This window comes from Clostridium malenominatum, from assembly GCF_039521365.1.
Classification (GTDB): domain Bacteria; phylum Bacillota; class Clostridia; order Clostridiales; family Clostridiaceae; genus Clostridium_AW; species Clostridium_AW malenominatum.
Genome location: NZ_BAAACF010000001.1, coordinates 1,189,648 through 1,209,899, shown reverse-complemented (window position 1 = coordinate 1,209,899; position 20,252 = coordinate 1,189,648). Strand labels below are relative to the sequence as shown.

The following is a 20,252-nucleotide window of genomic DNA, read 5'->3' as shown; positions in this document are numbered from 1 at the left end:
AAAATAATATAAATTTCTACATAATAAATAATACATTATTTAAAATAAAAATAAAGTTTTTTTAACCTTAATTAACATAGATTTAACATTGAAAAAGTTGGTTAATATCTATTATATATTAACCAACTTTTCTAAATTTATCCTCAATTTAATTGTTACTATAATTTTTAATATCTATTCCGCCAAAAGCTGCAACACATTTAACTCTTAATACAGGTTGTACGGAAATAAAATCATCATTATTTCCTAATTGTTCACTTTGTGTTTTATTGCTCCATCCACCAAAAATCGGAACTCCTGTAACTATTACTTTCCAATGTGTTGGCACTATTATGTCAATTCCACCAAAAGCTGCTGTTGCATCAATTATGGCTCCTTCTGCAGCCAATTCTGATCCTCTTAAATCTAAAGAAGCTCCTCCAAAGATTGCTATAATACTTCCACCTTTAAAGTTTTTAGATAAATTTTTATTTTCCAACCCCGAAAATATATTTACATAATCTACCACATCATCATTTACTGAGTTTGAATAATGTCCCTTATCAAGTTCACTCTTTGGAAAAAGTATATTAAAACCAATTAAAATAAATATTATAGGCCAGAAAAACTTCCATATACTTACTGTAATAATATCTAAAACTCTTAACTGAAGAAAAATACCTACAACTAAAAATATTGTCCCTGACGTTTTAGATTCATTTTTGCTAATTAATTTATTAATACCTACGCCAATTATAATAAGTGGCCACCAAGTGGAAAATATATTTCCAAAATAAACTATATTTAGCTGCTGCAATAATGTTACTATACCGAATAATATAAATAATATCCCTAAAGCCATTTTCCCTTTCATTTACTTCACTCCCAATTCAAAAATATCTATATTTATATTATATACATCTCTACATCCTTCTTGCAGTATTAAAAGTCACTAAATTATATGACTTTAGTAATATTATATTCCATAATCTTTATAGGATTATATGTTCTTTATAGGAGAAAATAATAATATATAAATTAATCAAGGAGGACTGACAATGAATAAACATGAGATGAAAAATATAAAAAGCCTTAAAGAATTTCAAAATGTTACAAAGGAAAACACCTTTAATTTTAATGAAAAAGAAATCTCCAATAATAATATAGAAGTAAATAGCTTTCAAAATTTTAAAAACTGCAAATGTGGCAAACATGACAATTTTAATGGGATACATTAAAGGAGGGAATTTTTATGAATACCCATGGAACAGAAAACAAAGAAAATGCTAGACATAATGAAAATCCTACTGAGGAAACTATTACTAGTTTAAAAAATAAATTAGTATTCGATGATGACGTGTCAAATGATGAAAAATTAGAAAATATGAAAAGGGCTCAAGTAAATAGACAAGATAGTTTAAACGGAATCTTTTAATGAATTAGTTTTTTAGATATAAAAGAAATCTCGTGAAGGGATTTCTTTTATATCTCCTCTTTGTCTTACCTTTTGTTCCACTAATTAATTACACGCATCTCCTCCAAATCCCACTCCAAGGACTCCACTTAATTCTCTATCTACACATACAAGGTCTTCTTTAGTAAGCTGACTTACATCGGTTTTTGCCATAGCAGATAGTGATAATTTCATTTCTTCTTTACAAGATATCAAGAAATTTGATAGGGTGGTAGCTCCTTTTTCTACGTCTAAATCTTTAGTTAACTTCCCTCCATAAATAACTAGTTGAGGTGTGGTTTCATCCGTTAATGTCTTAACTATTTGACTTTGTATCGTTGCAATAAGAGCAATAGAACCTATATATACCGCCCTCGCCCCTAAAGCTATAGCCTTTAAAAACTCTCCTGGAGTTTTTAGTCCTCCTGCAATTATTAAATCATATTTATCTTTAATCCCTTTATTCTCTAAATATTTTGCTGCTCTATTTAAAGCCAATAAGGTTGGTAATCCCATATCATCCTCTAGAGTTGGAGGAGCACTAGAAGTTCCTCCTTCTGCACCGTCAATGGTTATAAAGTCTGCTTCTGTTTGTGTTATAATATCTAGCTCTTTTTCTAAGAAATGAGTAGCTGCTATTTTTATTCCTACTGGAACACCATAAGTATCTCTTAAGCTTTTAACTAAATTTATTAAGTCTTCAGTATTCCCTACTCCTTCCATTCTAGCTCCTTTTTTAGCATCTTCCCCTTCACGCAGACCCCAACATTCTCTTAAATGATCCCCAATTTCATTTGAAGGAATACTGGTAGGCACAGCTCCTCCCCATGCTCCCTGTCCTAATTGTATTTCTATAGCATCTAACTGTGCTAAATCTTCATGTTTTCTAAGCCATCCTCCTCTATTATATTGTCCTATTAAAAGATTAGTTGAACTTCTTTCCTCTCTACAAACGCTTGATTCTCCCGTATTTGTTGCTGTTCCTGCTATTGCAGCTCCTTTTCCTAAAGCCATTTTTGCTTCTACACTCAAAGAACCTCCATAAGACATTCCTGTTATCATTACCGGCATAGATATTCTCAAAGGCTTTATAGCTCTCTTTCCTATAATGACTTCAGTGCTAATATCCTCTAATTTTTCCGTGGGCATTTCAAATAACTGTCTAGGGTTTAAAAACAACTTCTTCCACTGAGATTGTACATTAGGACTTCCATAGGTTCGTTGAAGAGCTTTGCCACTTTCTCCCCTCATACAGGCCTCTACTATAGCTACAAGACTTAATTTTTCTGCTGCCGTTGCCATTACGAAAAAGTTTTCTGGGTAGTCTTTTGTAAGCATATTTACCATTAAATCATCAGATAAGTTATCTACCATACTTGTTACTAAGCCTTTTATCATTTCTATCTCTCCTCTTGATTAATTTCTGAGTTATTTTTTGTTAAAATAAAATATTTATTCATGAATAAAAAAACTGGTAAGAGAGAAATCTCTCTTACCAGTTTTTTTATTACATGTTTTCTATTTTTACTACATCATAACCAGCATCTTCTATGGCAGCTTTTATTTCTTCATCACTAGGGTGATTAACAAAGTCTACCTCTGCCGTTTTTCCCTTTAAATCTACTTCTATATTTTGTCCCCCTATATCTTCTAGGGCTACCTTAACGTGATTTACACAGTGACCACAACTCATTCCTTCGATTAAAATTTTCTTTTTCATAAATGTTATCTCCTCTCGTATTTTAATTATATGGCTTAAAGGTTTTTAACCTTAATGCATTTAATAAAACTGATACTGAACTAAAGCTCATAGCTGCTCCAGCTATCATTGGATTTAATAGTATATCTATGCCAAGTAAAGGTAGTATACCCATGGCTACTGGAATACCTATTGTATTGTAAGCAAAAGCCCAAAATAAATTTTCTTTTATATTAGTTATAGTTTTCTTGCTCAATTGTATAGCTGTTGGTACATCCATTAAGTCACTTCTCATAAGTACTATATCCGCTGATTCAATAGCTACATCAGTACCTGAACCTATAGCAATACCAATATCTGCTACCACTAATGCTGGGGCATCATTTACTCCATCTCCAACCATGGCTACTTTTTTACCTTCTTCTTGAAGCTTTTTAACTTCCTTTGCCTTATCTTCAGGAAGCACTTCTGCAAGGACTCTATCTATTCCTACTTGTCTTCCTATAGCTTCTGCTGTCCTTCTATTATCTCCAGTAATCATAGCAACTTCTATACCCATCTTGTGGAGTTTTTCTATGGCTCTCCTACTGCTTTCTTTAACAGTATCTGCCACAGCAATGATACCTGATAATTTACTATCTATGGATACATACATAGGAGTTTTACCTTCTTCGGCTAACTTATTTGATGCATCCTCCATATTCTCTAAAGAAATATTATTTTCTTCCATTAGCTTCTTATTACCTAGAAGTACTTCATGGCCATCAATATTTACATGAATGCCATGACCTGGTATAGAGTTAAAGCTCTCTACAGCTTTAAAATCTAGTCCTCTTTCCTCAGCGGATTTTACTATAGCTTCTCCGAGTGGATGCTCTGATCCCTTTTCTCCACTGGCTGCAATTTGTAATAAATACTCTTCATTAAAATTATTTACTGTTAGTATATCCGTTACCTTTGGTTTTCCTTCTGTAATAGTTCCTGTTTTATCGAATACTACAGTTTGTATTTTATGAGCCGCTTCTAAGGCCTCTCCACTTTTTATAAGAACGCCGTATTCTGCTCCTTTTCCTGTTCCTACCATAATAGCTGTCGGTGTGGCAAGTCCTAATGCACAAGGGCATGCAATTACAAGTATTGATATAAAAATGGTTAAAGCAAAAGTGGTACTATGACCAGTAAGCCTCCAGGCAAGGGATGATACTATGGCTAAAACAATTACTATAGGAACAAAATATCCTGAAATTATATCTGCCATTTTTGCAATAGGCGCTTTAGTTCCTTGAGCTTCTTCTACAAGTTTAATAATTTGAGCAAGAGCTGTATCTTTTCCTACTCTAGTAGCTTTATATTTTATGGATCCATTTTTATTTATGCTTCCTCCAGTTACTTTGTCTCCTATATTTTTTTCTACAGGAATACTTTCTCCTGTAAGCATTGATTCATCAATAGATGTGAAACCTTCTATTACTAAACCATCCACAGGTAACTTTTCCCCTGGTTTTACAAGAATTATATCATCTACTTCAACATCATCTATAGATATTTCTATTTCCTTACCGTCTTTTAATATTGTTGCAGTTTTCGGTGCAAGACCCATAAGCTTTTTTATAGCCTCTGATGTTTTACCCTTAGTAACGGTCTCTAAATATTTACCTAAGGTTATAAGGGTCAAAATAACCGCTGCGGACTCAAAATACAACTGCATTACATAGTCTGTCTCTCCAAGAGATATTTTATATACTGCAAATACTCCATATAATGTAGCAGCTAAAGTTCCAATTGCTATTAAGGAATCCATATTTGGCTCTCTTCTATATAAAGTTTTAAATCCTACCTTATAAAATCTATTTCCAACTATAACTACAGGCAATGTTAAAACCAACTGTACTAATGCAAAGTTTAAAGGATTGTGCATAGGATCGATAATTTCAGGAAGCATTAATCCCATCATATGTCCCATGGAAATAATAAGAAGAGGAATAGTAAACACCGCTGAAATTACAAATTTTCTCCAAAGAGATTTTCTTTCCTGTTCCTTCTTCTCTTTATGCAAATCTACAGTGGCCTCTTCCACTAATTTATAGCCACTCTTTTCTACTGCTGCTTTAATTTCTGACATTCTAACTTTTGAAGGTTGAAATGTAATTGTTAGCTTTTCTGTTGCAAAGTTTACATTAGCTTCAATAACTCCTTCTATTTTCTTGGATGCTCTTTCTACAGCTTTAGCACATGCTGAGCAGGTCATTCCTTCTATTGAAAGGGTTTTAGTTGAAGTTTCTACAAGAGCTTTATATCCTGATTTTTCTATAGCCCTTTGAATATCCTCGAGCTTTGCCTCCTCTTCATTAAAGGAAATACTAAGTTTTTCTGAAGCAAAATTTACGTTTGCATCAAGAACACCAGGAACTTTTTTAGCAGATCTTTCTACAGCCTTCGCACAAGCCGCACAAGTCATGCCTTCTATATTTAAAATTTCATTTTTCAAAATCACTACCTCCTATTTATCAATTAGTTTTTGCAAAACCCCCATAATTTCATCTATCTTTTCTTCACCTGATTCATGAAGAAATGCGTCTTTCACACAATGATTTAAATGTTGTTTTAGTATGTGCATATTAGACTTTTTTAAAAGGGACTGTACTGCAATTATTTGATTCGATATATCTATACAATATCTACCATCCTCTATCATTTTAATAATTCCATCTACTTGTCCTCTAGCAGTTTTTAAAGACTGTAATGCTTTTTTTTGCTCTGCGTTCATAATTACCTCCTATCCTCCCCCCTGGGTGGGGGGTTATATTGTTATTATAAAATAGTTGAAGATAAATTTCAACTATTTTTTTTGATTTTCTATATAATTTCTATATTTTCTACTGCATCTTTAACTAACTCTTCTACGTTTAACAGGCTTTCAGAGTTTTCTATCATTCTTAATATTGGTTTTGTTTTTGGATGCTTTGGTACAAATATTGTGCAACAATCCTCATAGGGAAGTATTGAGGTTTCATAAGTACCTATTTGTCTTGAGATATTCATAATATCTTCTTTATCCATAGATATTAACGGTCTAAATACTGGCCTATCTGAGACAGCATTTGTTACAACTAGACTATCCATGGTTTGACTAGCTACTTGCCCTATGCTTTCTCCTGTAGTTACAGATTGGATATTCAAAGCCTCCGCTAAGGCACATGAAATTCGCATCATAAATCTTCTCATTATTATTGTTAATTCATCTTCTCTACACTTATCCATTATTTCCATTTGAATTTTGGTGAAAGGTACTACATATAATTTAGTATTTCCTGTATATTTTTTTAAAATATTATTTAGCTCTATAACCTTTTCCTTAGCTCTTTCACTGGTATATGGGTGGCTATGGAAATATATACTATGAAGCTCTACCCCACGTCTACCCATCATATATCCTGCAACAGGAGAATCTATACCTCCAGATAGCATAAGTAAAGTAGCTCCATTAGTTCCATACGGCATTCCACCAACGGCTTTTATTTTTTTTGAGTAAATATAGGCTCCCTTTTCTCTTACTTCTATATTTACAACCACTTCTGGATTTTTTACATCAACTCTTATATCTTGTTTATTATTTAAGATAAAGGCTCCCACTTCTCTACTTATCTCCATAGAGTTTTTAGGGAACTTTTTATTTGCTCTATTAGTCTCTACTTTAAATGTTTTATATTCTCCTTCTTCTAATTCTCTTAAAGCTTGTAAGCAAATATCATCAAAAGAAAGACTTACTTCACTTACTATGCAAATTTCTTGCACACCAAAAACCTTTCTTACTCTCTTTGATAACTCTTCCATATCGTTAGAATGTAAAAACCATCTTCCACTATCCAAAATAAATTCATAATCCATGCCATTTATTACTCTTCTTATATTATCTTTCAATGTTTTTTCAAATTTATTTCTGTTTAAACCCTTCAAAAAGATTTCAGCACTATATTTTATTAATAATAACTTTCTCATTATTTACCTCTCCTTAAAAATTTTAGTGAACTATATAATGAATGGAGTACATAGTCAATTTCTTCTTTCGTATTATCTTCTGAAAAACTAAATCTAATTGCTCCCTTTATTTCACTGTCTTTCAAACAAATAGCTCTTAATACATGACTATCTTTTGTATCCTTAGCAGAACAAGCAGAGCCTGTAGACACATAAATTCCATTCCCATCTAAGGCTCTTAATAAAACTTCACCTTTAATTCCTATAAAAGAAACATTTAATATATATGGAGAAAATTTTTCATTAAGAGGACTATTAATCTTTACATCCTCAAAATCTCTAAGCCTTTCTATAAAATATTCTTTAAGATTAAAAACCTTATTATAGTTTTCATTCATTGACTGGTGAATTATTCTTGCTGCTTCACTAAAACCTACTACTCCCGGTAAGTTTTCAGTTCCAGATCTAAAGCTTCTTTCTTGCCCTCCACCAGAAATTAATGGTTTAGGTATTAATCCTTTTTTCACATAGACAAATCCCACTCCTCTAGGTCCATGGATTTTATGGGCACTGGCCGAGAAAGCATCGATATTAAGTTCTTTAACATCTATATTAAATTTACCGTAACTTTGTACACCATCGATATGGAATTTTGTTCTTCCACCTTTTTCTTTTATGATTCTCCCTATGCTCTTAATGTCTTGTACCGTTCCAATTTCATTATTTACATGCATAATACTTACTAATAAAGTATTTTTATTAATAGCTTTTTCTAATTCTTCTAAGTTTATTCTTCCATCTTTAAATACACTTAAAATTTTTATCTCCACACCTTGAGACTCTAATTCCTTAAATGTATTTAACACACTAGGGTGTTCAATTGGAGTGGTAATTATATTTCCACCCTCTTTTGCAAAGCCCTTTATTATAAAATTATTACTTTCACTTCCTCCAGAAGTAAAAATTATTTCCTCTTTGCCACAATTTATGGTTCTTGCCACCGTATCTCTGCTATCATTTAGTATTTTTTCAGCTTTTATTCCAAAACTATGAGCAGAAGATGGATTTCCATAATAGCTCCTCATAACGTCGTTCATTTTTTCTATAACTGTTTCATAGGGTTTTGTCGTAGCACTATTATCTAAATAAACCTCCATTTAATCACTCCTAAAACTTTATAAAAACATACAATGCTTAAAATTATAACATTGTATGTTTCAAATTTCTAGTAATTCTATCCACTTTTAGTTTAAGGGCCATCTATCCTCTTTAGCTCTCTCTATTCTTTCTTGATGGACTATTCTATAGTCTAATTTTTTATCTGTATGAAAAACTGCTATATTTGCTTTTTTAACTTTCTCTAAAAGTTCTTTCATGTAACCTTTTTCCACAAAAAACACCTCACTCTTATTTATTTATATAATTATTATTGACTTTATAGCATATTTCATTCTATGATATATTACGATATTAAATAAAGTGAGGTAAAATGCAATGGTTCAACATTTGTTTTCAAGAACAGAGCTACTTATTGGTAAAGAAGCTTTATCTAAGCTTAAGGATAGTACCGTGGTGGTTTTTGGAATAGGCGGTGTAGGAAGTTTTGCTACAGAAGCACTAGTTAGAAGTGGTGTAGGACATTTAATTTTAATCGATGATGATACAGTGTGTTTAACAAATATAAATAGACAAATACTTGCTGATTATAGTACTTTAGGAAAACCTAAAGTGGAAGTTATGAAAGAAAGAATTGAAAAAATAAATCCTAAATGCAAGGTTACAATACATCAAACCTTTGTTAAAGAAGATAATATATCAGAAATAATACCTTTAAATGCAGATTATGTTATAGATGCCATAGATACTGTGTCCTCTAAAATTTCTTTGATTCTGTGGTGTAAAAACAATAATATTTCAATTATTAGTTCCATGGGTACAGGTAATAAGCTTGATCCAACAAAATTCAAGATAGAAGATATTTACAAAACTAAGATATGTCCTTTAGCTAAAGTTATGAGATATGAATTAAGAAAACGTAATGTGGATGGAGTAAAGGTACTTTACTCAGAAGAAGCTCCTTCAAAGCCTAAATTGGATGAGATTATAACTTGTAAAGAGGGATGCGTTTGCTCTAATGGAAGTAAAAAATGCACTGTTAAAAGGCAGATTCCTGGCAGTATCGCCTTTGTTCCTCCAGTAGCGGGAATGATTCTGGCTGGTGAAGTAGTTAAGGATATAATAAAGTAGCTAGCTTGCTAGCTACTTTATTATATCCAGATATTTAGATTTGGATATAATCCCTGCGGAGTTTTTACATTATCTATTACATCTAGAAATCTAAGCATTTGATTAAAGGGGAGTTTGCAAATCAAACTCCCCTTTAATCCATATATCCTTGCAAAAATTTCAATCTATTGGGATGCCTTAGCTTTCTTAATGCACTGGCTTCAATTTGTCTGATTCTTTCTCTTGTTAAATTAAATTCTTTACCTATTTCCTCTAAGGTTCTAATCTCTCCATCTTCTAATAATCCATATCTTAGTCTTACAACCCTTTCCTCTCTTGGCGATAGGGTTCTTAATGCACTACCTAAAACCTCTCCTAGCATGGAAGTCATAACTTTTTGCTCTGGGGAATAGCTTTCATCTGGAATAAAATCTTCTAAGAAAGTATCTTCGTTAGTTCCTACTGGTGTTTCTAGTGAAATTGGCTCCATACATATAGCATAGATTTGTTTTACCTTTTGAACTGGCAATTTTAACTCTTCTGCCACTTCTTCTTCTGTAGGAGTTCTATCTAATTTTTGATATAGTTCTTTTTGGGTTTTTAATACTTTACTTGCTATTTCATTCATATGTACTGGTATTCTTATGGTTCTAGATTGATCCGCAATGGCCCTTGTAACAGCCTGTTTAATCCACCAGGTAGCATAGGTGCTGAACCTATATCCTTTGGTATAATCAAATTTCTCAACTGCTTTCATAAGCCCTATATTGCCCTCTTGAACTAAATCTAAAAAACTTAACCCTTTACCAACATACTTCTTGGCAATACTTACCACCAATCTTAAATTACTTTCAATTAATTTATCTTTTGCTCTTTCATTACCCGCTTCTATTTGTTTGGCTAATTGAACTTCTTCTTCAGCAGTTAGAAGTTCTCCCTTACCGATTTCTTTTAAATATATATTAATATAATCTTCAACATTAGTTATTTCTTCAGTATTCAATAATATCACCCTTACATCATTATGATTTGCCACTCTATATCTATTACTTCAATACATCTTCTCTTTATCCTTCTTAATTAAATAAAATTAAAGAATTTGTAACAATTTATTCAACTTTTATACAACAATTTTTTTAATACAATAAAAAACTGTAGCTTTCCATAACTTGCTACAGTTTTATTATACTTATTAGTAATTATATCCATTAGGGTGATTTTTATACCAATCCCAAGCGGTTTTTATTATGGTTTCTAAGGAATTATATTCAAGTACCCAGCTCAATTCATCCATAGCTTTATTAGATGAGGCAACTAAAACTGCAGGGTCACCTGCCCTTCTATCTGCTACTACATCTTTTATTTCTTTTCCTGTTACCTTTCTCGCTACTTCTATTACCTCTTTTACAGAAAAACCTTGTCCATTCCCTAAATTATAAATTCTGCTTTCTCCACCCATTCTTAATCTTTCTAAAGCAAGGGAATGAGCATTTACTAAGTCCATAACATGAATATAGTCTCTTACACAGGTTCCATCTTTAGTTTCATAATTATTTCCAAATATTGTTATAAATTCTCTTTTTCCTAAGGCAACCTCTAATATAATTGGAATTAAGTGCGTTTCAGGTCTATGATCTTCACCTATTCTACCATTTACATGTGCGCCCGCAGCATTGAAATATCTCAGCACAGTATATTTTATACCATAGGCTTTATCACACCATTTTAATATTTTCTCTACTGCAAGCTTAGATTCTCCATAAGGATTTGTAGGAATGGTGTCGTCCTCTTCTTTAATTGGAATATTCTTAGGTTCTCCATAGGTTGCTGCCGTGGATGAAAAAACAATATGCTTAACACCATATTCCTTCATTACTTCAAGTAGATTTATTGTACCACCTATATTGTTATTAAAATACTTTAAAGGTTCATGAACACTTTCGCCAACCAGAGAATCCGCAGCAAAGTCAATAACAGAGTCAATGGTATTTTCGCTGAATATTTTATTTAAAATATTCTTATCTCTTACATCTCCTTCGTAAACCGTTCCTCCTAATATTGCATTTCTATGACCCTTTTGAAAATTGTCTAGAACTATTACCTCTTCACCTTTTTCTATTAATGCAGCCACCATGTGACTCCCAATATAACCCGCTCCACCACAAACAAGTACTGCCATAAAAAGCCCTCCTTTATTTATCAGATAAAATTAACATTCTTTTGTGCCATCACCTACGCCACTAAGATAAAAGCTTGGCTCATATCCTATTCTATCTTCATATTTTTCTTTTACATATTTCATAAATTCCTCTGCCTTATCCTTCTCTACTAAAGCTATAACACATCCCCCAAAACCTGCACCAGTCATTCTTGCTCCAATGCATCCCTTACAATTTAAAGATAATTCCACCATTGTGTCTAGCTCTATTCCCGTTACCTCATATAAATCTCTTAATGAAATATGAGACTCAGTTAATAATTCTCCAAACCCTTCCATATTTCCTTCATTTAAAAAAATAAAAGCTTTTTTTACTCTTTCATTTTCATATACTACATGTTTGACTCTATTTCTAACATTTTCTTTCTTTAGTAAAACTTCAACAGTTTTATAATCTTCTTCACTAAGACTACAGAGATTGTCTATTTCCTTATGAACCTTAATTTCTTGTAATCCTTCTTCACATTCCATTCTTCTCTCATTATATTTTGATTCACTTAAAGCTCTTCTTTTGTTTGTGTTCATAATAATTAGTGTATGCTCAGCTAATTTAAAATCTGCATATTTAAACTCTAAAGTATCACAATTTAGCAATATAGCTTTGTCTTTTTTTCCCATTCCAATAGAAAATTGATCCATTATGCCGCAATTTACCCCTATAAATTCATTTTCTGCCCTTTGACAAAGCTTAATTAGCTGTACTCTATTTATTCTTCCTTGGTTAAACAATTCATCAATAATAACTCCCATTAAAACTTCTATAGAAGCTGAAGAAGATAGCCCTGCACCATTGGGTATATTGCCGCTAATTAAAATGTCCATTCCTTCTACCTTATATCCTTCATTTAAAAGAAATGCTATAACACCTTTTAAATAATTTCCCCAATCATCCTCTTCTTTATATTCTATATTATATAGCTTAGCAGAAACTCTTTTAGAAAAATTAGTAGATGCTAAGTTAATTATATTATCTTTTCTTTTTCTGACAAGTCCATAGGTTCCAAAATCTAAAGCACAAGGAAATACATATCCTCCATTATAATCAATATGCTCCCCAATTAAATTTACCCTTCCTGGGGAATGAAATACCCTAATCTCCCCTTCCCCGTAGATTTTTATAAATTCTTTTTTCAAATCTTCAATCCTCATTATTCTCACCCCTAATCTCTGAAACCTATTTTATTTATAAATTTAATAAAACCTTCTCTTCCTACTTTATCCCTTTTAAAAACTCCTGAATTAGTTAATATTTCAGTAAATTTCTTGCCAATCTCTCTTTTTATTATTCTCAAAGCCTCTTCTGTTGTGTTATCTGTACCATACTCTAAAATCATTTCATCAATCCATTTAAGATGATTACATAAGTTAAAATCATTAACCTGTTCCTGTCCAGAAAGGATATTTCTTATCTCATTTAGCTCCTCTTTTAACCTTCCAGGCAGAACTGCCAATCCCATAACCTCAATTAATCCAATGTTTTCTTTTTTAATATGGTGTAAGTGCTGGTGAGGATGGAAAATTCCTAAGGGATGTTCCTCACTTGTTCTATTATTTCTCAGTACTAAATCAATTTCATATTCTCCATATTTATTAATTCTAGCTATAGGTGTTATAGTATTATGCAAAACCTTCTCTCCTTTAATAATGCTATGAGGCAGAATATCTACACTTTCATCTATATAACCTCTCCAAACATCTAATATCTTAGAGGAAGCAGCTATTAATTCCTCTTTGTCTTTTGAAGAAAGCCTTATGACGGATAAAGGCCATTTTACTATTCCACCTTTAATTGTCTGAAACTCTTCACTTTTAAAGAAATGCTCAATGGGGGCCTTTACCATAGGAAATACATGATTTCCCCCTTGATAGTGTTCATGCGTTAATATAGAACCCCCAACTATAGGCAAATCAGCATTTGAGCCAATAAAATAGTGAGGAAACTTCTCTACAAAATCTATTATTCTTCGAAAGGTATTTTCGTTAATACTCATAGGTATGTGGCTTTCATGAAATAATATGCAATGTTCATTATAATATAAATAAGGGGAATATTGTAGATACCATTGTTCATGAAGAAGTTCTATTGGAATAACTCTATGATTTCCCCTTCCTGGATGATTTATATTACCAGCATATCCTACGTTTTCTAAGCACAATAGGCATTTAGGATAATTAGAACTTGATTTTAATTTTGATGCAGCAATATCTCTTGGATCCTTTTCAGGTTTAGACAAATTTATTGTTATTTCCATTTCCCCATAAGGAGTATCTTCCTTCCAATATAAATTTTTATTTGTTCTATCTAGCCTTATGTAATTTGAATGAGTTGAAAGATTATAATAATATGTGGTTGCAGCTTTTGATCCTTTAGTATTATATATATTATTAAAATTATTGATAATCTCCGATGATCTAGGCATCAAAATACCCATTATTTTAGCATCTAATAAATCTCTATAGGTAATTGTATCTATTGGCAATATCTCCGTTTCTCCAGCATAATCTAATATATTTTCCAATATAGAAACAGGATTCTCAGAGGTAATCTCCTCAATCTCTCCATAGTAGGGCTCATCTATTCTTAATAAATCTAAAAGAGAATTCCGACTTTGAACAACGTCCCATTTTTCTATTAAATTATGCTTTAATGCATATTTAAGTAAAATTTCTATTTCTTTTGAAATGTTGAATTCTTTCATAAAGATCTCCTCCCTTATAGAAAACCTTTTCTAATTTTTTTAAGAAAATGCGTGTCTACCACGCAAATAATCGAATTATAACTTATCACAACTTTCCCTAATAATTAAATTTGTGCCTATTATAATTTTCTTTTTAGTTTTATTTTCTTTATCAATTATATCTAAAATTTCTAAGGCCGCTTTTTTGCCTATTTCTTTCATATTTAAATCTACTGTAGTAAGCCTTGGATGACTTACATGAGCAAGTAAGGTATTATCAAAACCCATTACAGATAATTCCTTAGGTATATTTAACTTTAACTTATTGCACGCATTTATAACCCCTACTGCCATTAAGTCATTACACGCAAATATCGCAGTAGGACGATTTTTACTAAGTATTAAATTTTCCACTTTTTCCCTTGTTTTTTCTACAACTTCTATGGTGTTACCCATACCTACATTTAATACCTTTTTATATTTTAATTTCTCTTCTTTAATCATATCTAAATATATTTTCTCTTTTATATCATAGGAATAACTTCTAGTTCCTCTTATAAAAGCAATTTTTTCATGCCCTAAATTTCTTAAATACTTTAATGCTTCTGCCATTCCAGCTTTTTCATCATAGGTTACAAAATTGCACTCAAATTTATCACTACACCCATTAACCACAACTAATGGTAAAGCTCTAGACATCTCTTCTAAATATCCTGAACTTAGATTTTCAATACTTGGATCTATTATTATAATTCCATCCACTCTTTTAGAAATTAAATCTTCAATTAATTTCTTTTCTTTTTCTGGTTCTCCGTAAGTATTACAAAGTGATATGCTATAACCCTCTTTGTTAGTTAAATTTTCAATAGCTTCTACAATTGTTGGGAAAAATAGATTTGTTATACCAGGAACTACCACACCTATCATAGAAGATTTATTAGTTATTAAACCTCTTGCCATAGCATTGGGCTTATATTTCAACTTTTCTATAGCCTCTTCTATTCTAATTCTAGTTTCCATTTTTACGGGATAGTTATTATTTAATACTCTCGATACTGTAGTAATAGATACCCCTGCTTCTTTTGCTACTTCTTTTATGGTTATAGTCATAATTTCACCTTCTAATTTTTAAAATATAATATATCATTGTTTAAAAGACCTTCCATCTAGCTAGGACGGAAAGTCTTTTGTTACTATCTTTTTGCTAAATATTTACGTATGTCAAAAGCAACCGCTCCAATTATTATAATACCTTTAACTACCTGTTGCCAATAGGCAGATACATTTAAAATTACTAAACCATTGTTTAATACTTCAAATATTAAAACTCCTGTAATTATTCCAGATACTGTTCCAATACCACCAGAGGTAGAAACTCCCCCTATGGTTGCTGCTGCTATAGCATCAAGCTCATACATATTACCATAGTTGTTAGTAGCCCCTCCTGTTCTAGCAGCAAGTAGTGCTCCTGCTAGCCCATATAAAGCTCCAGCTAAAGCATAAACTTTTATTAAAGTAAGCTCAACATTTACTCCTGAAACTTCTGCTGCATTTGAATTTCCACCTATGGCATAAATGTATTTTCCAAAACGAGTTTTATTAAGAATAATCCATATAATAATTCCAACTACTGCAGCTATAATTACTAAGTTAGGTATAACTCCAAAAACTCTTCCAGAAGCGAGTCCTGTGAAGTCATTCCTTAACCCCCCAATAGGTTGAGCATTAGTATATATACATGCAGCACCATATACTATAACCATCATTCCTAAGGTAGCTATAAAAGGCGGTACCTTAAGATAAGATATAACCACTCCATTAATTGCTCCAATTGACATCCCTACTACCATAACTAATAGTATAACTACGAAAATATTTAACTGCGGAGCATTTTTAAATAATTTATATGCATAGTCAGGGCGCTGCAACAAACTTGCAGAAATACAAGCTGTAAGACCTACTATTCTACCTGAGGAAAGGTCTGTACCTTTAGTAATTAGCGCTCCACCAACTCCTAAGGCAATTATTATACGTACTGAGGCAATAACCAAAACATTTCCTAGGTTATTAAGAGATAGGAAATTACTATTTAGTGCCCCTATAGATATACATAATACTACAAGAACTAAATATATTGCATTTTTACTACCAAACTCTTTTAAATTTTTTCCATTTAACTTTTTACTTTCTTCTGCCATGTTTTTAACCTCCCTCTGCTAAGCAAACTTTGTGGCATACTTCATAATAAGCTCCTGATTTGCTTCCCTGCCATCTATGATTCCACTTAATTTTCCTGAACACATTACCATAATTCTATCAGACATTCCTATAAGCTCAGGCATTTCTGAACTAATCATAATAATACTTTTCCCAGCCTTTGCAAGTTCAGCAATTATTGAATATATTTCATACTTTGCCCCTACGTCGATTCCTCTAGTAGGCTCGTCCAATATTAAAACATCCGGTTCTGTTAGTAACCAACGAGAAAAAATAACCTTTTGTTGATTTCCTCCAGACAAATTTCTTATTAATGTTTTTCCAGAAGGAGTTTTTATGTTAAGCATATTTATGCTCTTATTTACTTCCGCCATACCCTTTCTGCTGTTTATAATAAAATTAAAATCCATGTATCTGTTTAAGTTAGCTACTATGGTATTGTCTGCCACAGAAAGTACCGGAAAAATCCCCGTAGATCTTCTTTCTTCAGTAAGAAGCGCAATTCCATGCTTCTTTGCATCTATTGGATTTTTTATTTTCACCTCATTATCTTTTATATATATCTTTCCTTTGGATATTCCTCTAAGTCCAAATATTGCCTCAACTAGCTCTGTTCTTTGAGCTCCAACTAATCCCCCTATTCCCAATATTTCACCCTTTCTTAGTTCAAAGGTTATATCTTTAAAGGACTTTGAATTGGTAGATGTTAAATTTTCTACTTTCATGAATACTTCCCCTGGTATATTTTCACGAGGTGGGAATCTATTTGTTAAATCCCTTCCAACCATTTTAGAAATAATCATATCCGTAGTCATATCCTTAGAATCCCAAGTACCGATATACTTACCGTCTCTCATTATGGTTATTTCATCAGATATTTCTAAAATTTCTTCCATTTTATGAGATATATATATAATCGAAACCCCTTCGGCTTTAAGCTTTCTGATAATATTAAACAAATGAGAAACTTCAGTTTCTGTAAGAGAGGAGGTAGGCTCGTCCATCACTACTACCTTTGCTCTATAGGAAACAGCCTTTGCTATTTCTACTCCTTGAATTTGTGATACAGAGAGTTTTGCAACTTCAGTTTCTGGTTTTATATCCAATTGAAGTTCATCTCTTAAAAGTGATAATGTATCATCATACATTTTTTTATGGTCTACTAATTTTATTCCCATATAGCTTTTAACAGGGAATCTTCCTAACCATATATTTTCCATTACACTACGATGTGGCACTGGGTGAAGCTCTTGGTGTATCATAGAAATTCCATTTTCTAATGCATCCTTTGCATTTTTAAATTGAACTTTTTTACCATCAAGAATAACTTCCCCTTCATCTTCAACATAGATTCCAAAAAGACACTTCATCAATGTAGATTTACCCGCTCCATTTTCACCCATGAGTGCATGTACACTTCCAGGCCTTAGCTTCAAACTAACATTATCAAGCGCCTTTACACCGGGAAAGCTTTTGGAAATATTATGCATTTCCAAAACATACTCCTGTGACATAGGCAACACCTCTTTCAGCAAAATATTTAATATTAGGGAGTGTAAAACACTCCCTAGTTTTTTTATTATTTAAATTGGCTAACATTTTCCTTTGTTACAGGTTGATATGGAACCCATTTGTATTTAACATCAGTTATTCCTTCAACGGATTTTGATGGATCTTCTTTCTTTGCTAAAGAATAAGATATATCAAGTATAGCTTTTCCTTGGCCTTTAGCATCGTTTAATACTGTACCTAATAATTGTCCACCTTCTAGAGAGTCAATTGCTGGTGCAGTTGCGTCAACACCAACTACTGGCAACTTTTTGTCTCCCTGGAAATATCCTGCTGCTTTAAGAGCTTCGATAGCACCTAACGCCATATCGTCGTTATTTCCAAATACAACTTCTATTTTATCGCCATAAGCGGATAACCAAGCAGCCATTTTTTCTTGTCCCATTGCTCTCTGCCACATTCCTGTATCATTAGCAAGTTTTTCAGTTTTAACTCCAGCTGCTTCTAAAGCTTTTATTGAATGTTCAGTACGTAATATTGCGTCTTGATGTCCTGGTTCTCCTTCTAACATTACGTATTGAAGTTTTCCATCTTTATTCTTATCCATGCCTGGATTAGCCTTGAAATAGTCAGCAATTATTTGTCCTTGCATTGCTCCTGATTCCTCAGCCTTTGCACCAACATAGAACATCTTGTCCCATTTAGCCATGTCTTCTGCTACTGGCTCACGATTAAAGAATACTACAGGTATTCCCGCTGCCTTAGCCTTATCAATTATTACAGAAGCTGCAGTACGGTCAACCATATTAACAGCAATAACGTCATATTTTTGAGCTATAAAAGTATCCACTTGGTCATTTTGGTTTGCTTGCTGACCTTGTCCATCAGCGAAATTTAACGTAATTTTTTCTCCTGAAGCCTTTCCCTTTTCTTCAGCATTCTTTTCAATTGCTTGACGAACTGTAGAAATAAAAGTATCGTCAAATTTGTAAAGTGCTACACCAATTTTTATTTCCTTAGGCGTATCCTTTCCAGCATCTTTTCCTGCATCTGTAGGTTTACTTCCACAACCAGTAAGCATCCCTAATGATAAAATTGCCGCAGCAACCAATGAAATAATTTTTTTCATTTTTATACCCCCCAATAATTTTATGTATTTATTAAACAATAGAAACATTAATTTAATGTTTCTAAGCTTTTCCAAATAATGTTAATTTAGTTATAATTTATATTAGAAAACCTTTTCTTATTTTTTAAAGAAAAAGGAAATACTATTTAACTTATTATTTCCTTATATATATTATTCGATTTTTAATAAATATATGCCACTTATTGTAATGTAATCATTTTCAATTCCACTTTTATTATATAATCTTTTTTTATATTTGTCTATATGAAGATTAAAATTTATATATTACAAAATTCTGAAATCTTCATTTTTATAATTATATTCTTGGCTCAATATTCCATTTATTTTACTCATTAAAGCCTCTTTATCGTTAGGAAGAATCCCTTTTAATGACACATAATTTGATGCATGATTACTTCTAAATATGCACTGGCTTACCTCTATGTTATTTAGCAAAACTTTAGTCTCCATCATTATTTCCTGTGGACTTAACAATTTAAACTCTTCTCTATTAATTTTTTGATAAAGTTCAGTTCCCTGTTCCACCATGAGTGTTAATAATCCTAAGTAGTCAGGGCTTATTTTTGATATAACTTCTCCCGATTCAATTGCGTGGCTCTTCCAGTGAACTTTTCCACCTAAACCCGATATCAAAGTTATAGATAATGGAATTCCACTTTCTTTTACTTTTTTACCTGCTCTTATCATCTCTTCTTTAGTTACACCTTTATTTATATCTTTTAATATTTCCTCGCTTCCGCTTTCTAATCCCATATAAATAATTCCTATGCCTAGTTCCCTTAATTCCACTAATTCTTCTGCGGGTTTTTTTAAGATATCCTTAGGAGTAGCATATATACCAATCCTGTTACACTCTGGAAATACTTCTTTTATTTTCACTAAAATATCCTTTAAATCCTTTGTGTTTAAACATAAAGCATCACCGTCTGCTAAGAAAATTTTCTCCACCTTGCCATAATATCTTCTTCCTAATTCTAAGTCCTGAAATATTTCTTCTTTACTTCTAATTCGAAATTGTTTATGCTTATACATTCCACAAAAGGTACATTTATTATGGGCACATCCTATGGTCACCTGCACAATTAAGCTATTCGCTTCGCTGGGTGGTCTATATACTACTCCTTCATATCTCACAAAAACCTCTC

The 20,252-nt window shown here is 32.1% G+C and carries 20 protein-coding genes; 3 read left to right on the top strand and 17 right to left on the bottom strand.

The features are described 5' to 3' along the window. Nucleotides 1–148: 148 nt before the first annotated feature. Complete coding sequence (locus ABDZ69_RS06090) at nucleotides 149–853, bottom strand: LiaF transmembrane domain-containing protein (RefSeq protein WP_343767763.1); 705 nt, start codon at nucleotides 851–853, stop codon at nucleotides 149–151. A 184-nt stretch (nucleotides 854–1,037) separates the two neighbouring features. Between ABDZ69_RS06090 and ABDZ69_RS06085 the strand changes: the two genes are divergently transcribed. Together ABDZ69_RS06085 and ABDZ69_RS06080 are read left to right on the top strand one after the other, a co-directional pair. Beyond that, the gene (locus ABDZ69_RS06085; RefSeq protein WP_343767761.1) at nucleotides 1,038–1,217 is read left to right on the top strand and encodes a hypothetical protein; all 180 of its coding nucleotides are present in this window, start codon (nucleotides 1,038–1,040) and stop codon (nucleotides 1,215–1,217) included. Nucleotides 1,218–1,231: 14 nt separating this feature from the next. After that, the gene (locus ABDZ69_RS06080) at nucleotides 1,232–1,414 is read left to right on the top strand and encodes a hypothetical protein (protein WP_343767758.1); all 183 of its coding nucleotides are present in this window, start codon (nucleotides 1,232–1,234) and stop codon (nucleotides 1,412–1,414) included. An 84-nt stretch (nucleotides 1,415–1,498) separates the two neighbouring features. Here the strand turns inward: ABDZ69_RS06080 and ABDZ69_RS06075 are convergent, their stop codons facing one another. The 7 genes from ABDZ69_RS06075 to ABDZ69_RS06045 all read right to left on the bottom strand — a co-directional run bounded on the left by ABDZ69_RS06075 (nucleotide 1,499) and on the right by ABDZ69_RS06045 (nucleotide 8,500). Further along, entirely contained in the window at nucleotides 1,499–2,830 is a 1,332-nt protein-coding gene (locus ABDZ69_RS06075) for an FMN-binding glutamate synthase family protein (protein WP_343767755.1), read from the bottom strand. A 109-nt stretch (nucleotides 2,831–2,939) separates the two neighbouring features. Then, nucleotides 2,940–3,152 carry a heavy-metal-associated domain-containing protein gene (locus tag ABDZ69_RS06070; RefSeq protein ID WP_343767753.1) on the bottom strand — a complete coding sequence of 71 codons (213 nt, stop codon included), beginning with the start codon at nucleotides 3,150–3,152 and terminating at the stop codon, nucleotides 2,940–2,942. A gap of 22 nt (nucleotides 3,153–3,174) precedes the next feature. Next, nucleotides 3,175–5,619 (bottom strand): heavy metal translocating P-type ATPase, encoded by a 2,445-nt coding sequence (locus ABDZ69_RS06065; protein WP_343767750.1) that lies wholly within the window; start codon nucleotides 5,617–5,619, stop codon nucleotides 3,175–3,177. A 12-nt stretch (nucleotides 5,620–5,631) separates the two neighbouring features. Beyond that, a complete protein-coding gene (locus ABDZ69_RS06060; RefSeq protein WP_343767747.1) occupies nucleotides 5,632–5,898 on the bottom strand; it encodes a metal-sensing transcriptional repressor in 267 nt (88 codons plus the stop codon). Nucleotides 5,899–5,987: 89 nt separating this feature from the next. Further along, a complete protein-coding gene (thiI, locus tag ABDZ69_RS06055; RefSeq protein WP_343767745.1) occupies nucleotides 5,988–7,130 on the bottom strand; it encodes a tRNA uracil 4-sulfurtransferase ThiI in 1,143 nt (380 codons plus the stop codon). Then, nucleotides 7,130–8,266: a cysteine desulfurase family protein gene (locus ABDZ69_RS06050; protein ID WP_343767742.1), complete on the bottom strand. Its 1,137-nt coding sequence runs from the start codon at nucleotides 8,264–8,266 to the stop codon at nucleotides 7,130–7,132. The genes thiI and ABDZ69_RS06050 overlap by 1 nt, the downstream gene beginning before the upstream one ends. Nucleotides 8,267–8,353: 87 nt before the next feature. Further along, on the bottom strand, nucleotides 8,354–8,500 hold the full coding sequence (locus tag ABDZ69_RS06045; RefSeq protein WP_343767739.1) for a hypothetical protein: 147 nt from the start codon (nucleotides 8,498–8,500) through the stop codon (nucleotides 8,354–8,356). 103 nt (nucleotides 8,501–8,603) lie between these two features. Between ABDZ69_RS06045 and ABDZ69_RS06040 the strand changes: the two genes are divergently transcribed. Continuing rightward, nucleotides 8,604–9,356, top strand: a complete 753-nt coding sequence (locus tag ABDZ69_RS06040) for a tRNA threonylcarbamoyladenosine dehydratase (RefSeq protein ID WP_343767736.1) — start codon at nucleotides 8,604–8,606, stop codon at nucleotides 9,354–9,356. 133 nt (nucleotides 9,357–9,489) lie between these two features. Here ABDZ69_RS06040 and ABDZ69_RS06035 read toward each other — a convergent pair whose 3' ends face one another. From ABDZ69_RS06035 to ABDZ69_RS05995, 9 genes are all read right to left on the bottom strand, one after another. After that, entirely contained in the window at nucleotides 9,490–10,371 is an 882-nt protein-coding gene (locus ABDZ69_RS06035; protein WP_343767733.1) for a sigma-70 family RNA polymerase sigma factor, read from the bottom strand. A gap of 156 nt (nucleotides 10,372–10,527) precedes the next feature. Continuing rightward, entirely contained in the window at nucleotides 10,528–11,514 is a 987-nt protein-coding gene (gene galE, locus ABDZ69_RS06030) for a UDP-glucose 4-epimerase GalE (RefSeq protein ID WP_343767730.1), read from the bottom strand. Nucleotides 11,515–11,544: 30 nt separating this feature from the next. Beyond that, a complete protein-coding gene (locus ABDZ69_RS06025) occupies nucleotides 11,545–12,702 on the bottom strand; it encodes a galactokinase (RefSeq protein WP_343767727.1) in 1,158 nt (385 codons plus the stop codon). An 11-nt stretch (nucleotides 12,703–12,713) separates the two neighbouring features. After that, nucleotides 12,714–14,252, bottom strand: coding sequence for a UDP-glucose--hexose-1-phosphate uridylyltransferase (locus tag ABDZ69_RS06020; protein ID WP_343767724.1), 1,539 nt, complete (start codon nucleotides 14,250–14,252; stop codon nucleotides 12,714–12,716). A 75-nt stretch (nucleotides 14,253–14,327) separates the two neighbouring features. Next, nucleotides 14,328–15,341, bottom strand: coding sequence for a LacI family DNA-binding transcriptional regulator (locus tag ABDZ69_RS06015; RefSeq protein ID WP_343767721.1), 1,014 nt, complete (start codon nucleotides 15,339–15,341; stop codon nucleotides 14,328–14,330). 83 nt (nucleotides 15,342–15,424) lie between these two features. After that, complete coding sequence (gene mglC, locus ABDZ69_RS06010; protein WP_343767719.1) at nucleotides 15,425–16,429, bottom strand: galactose/methyl galactoside ABC transporter permease MglC; 1,005 nt, start codon at nucleotides 16,427–16,429, stop codon at nucleotides 15,425–15,427. Nucleotides 16,430–16,447: 18 nt separating this feature from the next. Next, nucleotides 16,448–17,962, bottom strand: coding sequence for a sugar ABC transporter ATP-binding protein (locus ABDZ69_RS06005; RefSeq protein WP_343767717.1), 1,515 nt, complete (start codon nucleotides 17,960–17,962; stop codon nucleotides 16,448–16,450). Nucleotides 17,963–18,027: 65 nt separating this feature from the next. Continuing rightward, the gene (locus tag ABDZ69_RS06000; protein ID WP_343767714.1) at nucleotides 18,028–19,086 is read right to left on the bottom strand and encodes a galactose ABC transporter substrate-binding protein; all 1,059 of its coding nucleotides are present in this window, start codon (nucleotides 19,084–19,086) and stop codon (nucleotides 18,028–18,030) included. Nucleotides 19,087–19,371: 285 nt separating this feature from the next. Next, complete coding sequence (locus tag ABDZ69_RS05995; RefSeq protein ID WP_343769594.1) at nucleotides 19,372–20,241, bottom strand: radical SAM protein; 870 nt, start codon at nucleotides 20,239–20,241, stop codon at nucleotides 19,372–19,374. Nucleotides 20,242–20,252: the final 11 nt, after the last annotated feature.

Excerpts from the sequence above, each read along its gene's own strand:
- ABDZ69_RS06080 (WP_343767758.1), top strand. The coding sequence starts at position 1,232 with ATGAATACCCATGGAACAGAAAACAAAGAAAATGCTAGACATAATGAA.
- mglC (WP_343767719.1), bottom strand. The coding sequence starts at position 16,429 with ATGGCAGAAGAAAGTAAAAAGTTAAATGGAAAAAATTTAAAAGAGTTT.
- ABDZ69_RS06005 (WP_343767717.1), bottom strand. The coding sequence starts at position 17,962 with ATGTCACAGGAGTATGTTTTGGAAATGCATAATATTTCCAAAAGCTTT.
- ABDZ69_RS06070 (WP_343767753.1), bottom strand. The coding sequence starts at position 3,152 with ATGAAAAAGAAAATTTTAATCGAAGGAATGAGTTGTGGTCACTGTGTA.
- galE (WP_343767730.1), bottom strand. The coding sequence starts at position 11,514 with ATGGCAGTACTTGTTTGTGGTGGAGCGGGTTATATTGGGAGTCACATG.
- ABDZ69_RS06090 (WP_343767763.1), bottom strand. The coding sequence starts at position 853 with ATGAAAGGGAAAATGGCTTTAGGGATATTATTTATATTATTCGGTATA.
- thiI (WP_343767745.1), bottom strand. The coding sequence starts at position 7,130 with ATGAGAAAGTTATTATTAATAAAATATAGTGCTGAAATCTTTTTGAAG.
- ABDZ69_RS06060 (WP_343767747.1), bottom strand. The coding sequence starts at position 5,898 with ATGAACGCAGAGCAAAAAAAAGCATTACAGTCTTTAAAAACTGCTAGA.
- ABDZ69_RS06040 (WP_343767736.1), top strand. The coding sequence starts at position 8,604 with ATGGTTCAACATTTGTTTTCAAGAACAGAGCTACTTATTGGTAAAGAA.
- ABDZ69_RS06050 (WP_343767742.1), bottom strand. The coding sequence starts at position 8,266 with ATGGAGGTTTATTTAGATAATAGTGCTACGACAAAACCCTATGAAACA.
- ABDZ69_RS06015 (WP_343767721.1), bottom strand. The coding sequence starts at position 15,341 with ATGACTATAACCATAAAAGAAGTAGCAAAAGAAGCAGGGGTATCTATT.
- ABDZ69_RS06025 (WP_343767727.1), bottom strand. The coding sequence starts at position 12,702 with ATGAGGATTGAAGATTTGAAAAAAGAATTTATAAAAATCTACGGGGAA.
- ABDZ69_RS06085 (WP_343767761.1), top strand. The coding sequence starts at position 1,038 with ATGAATAAACATGAGATGAAAAATATAAAAAGCCTTAAAGAATTTCAA.
- ABDZ69_RS06075 (WP_343767755.1), bottom strand. The coding sequence starts at position 2,830 with ATGATAAAAGGCTTAGTAACAAGTATGGTAGATAACTTATCTGATGAT.
- ABDZ69_RS06000 (WP_343767714.1), bottom strand. The coding sequence starts at position 19,086 with ATGAAAAAAATTATTTCATTGGTTGCTGCGGCAATTTTATCATTAGGG.
- ABDZ69_RS06020 (WP_343767724.1), bottom strand. The coding sequence starts at position 14,252 with ATGAAAGAATTCAACATTTCAAAAGAAATAGAAATTTTACTTAAATAT.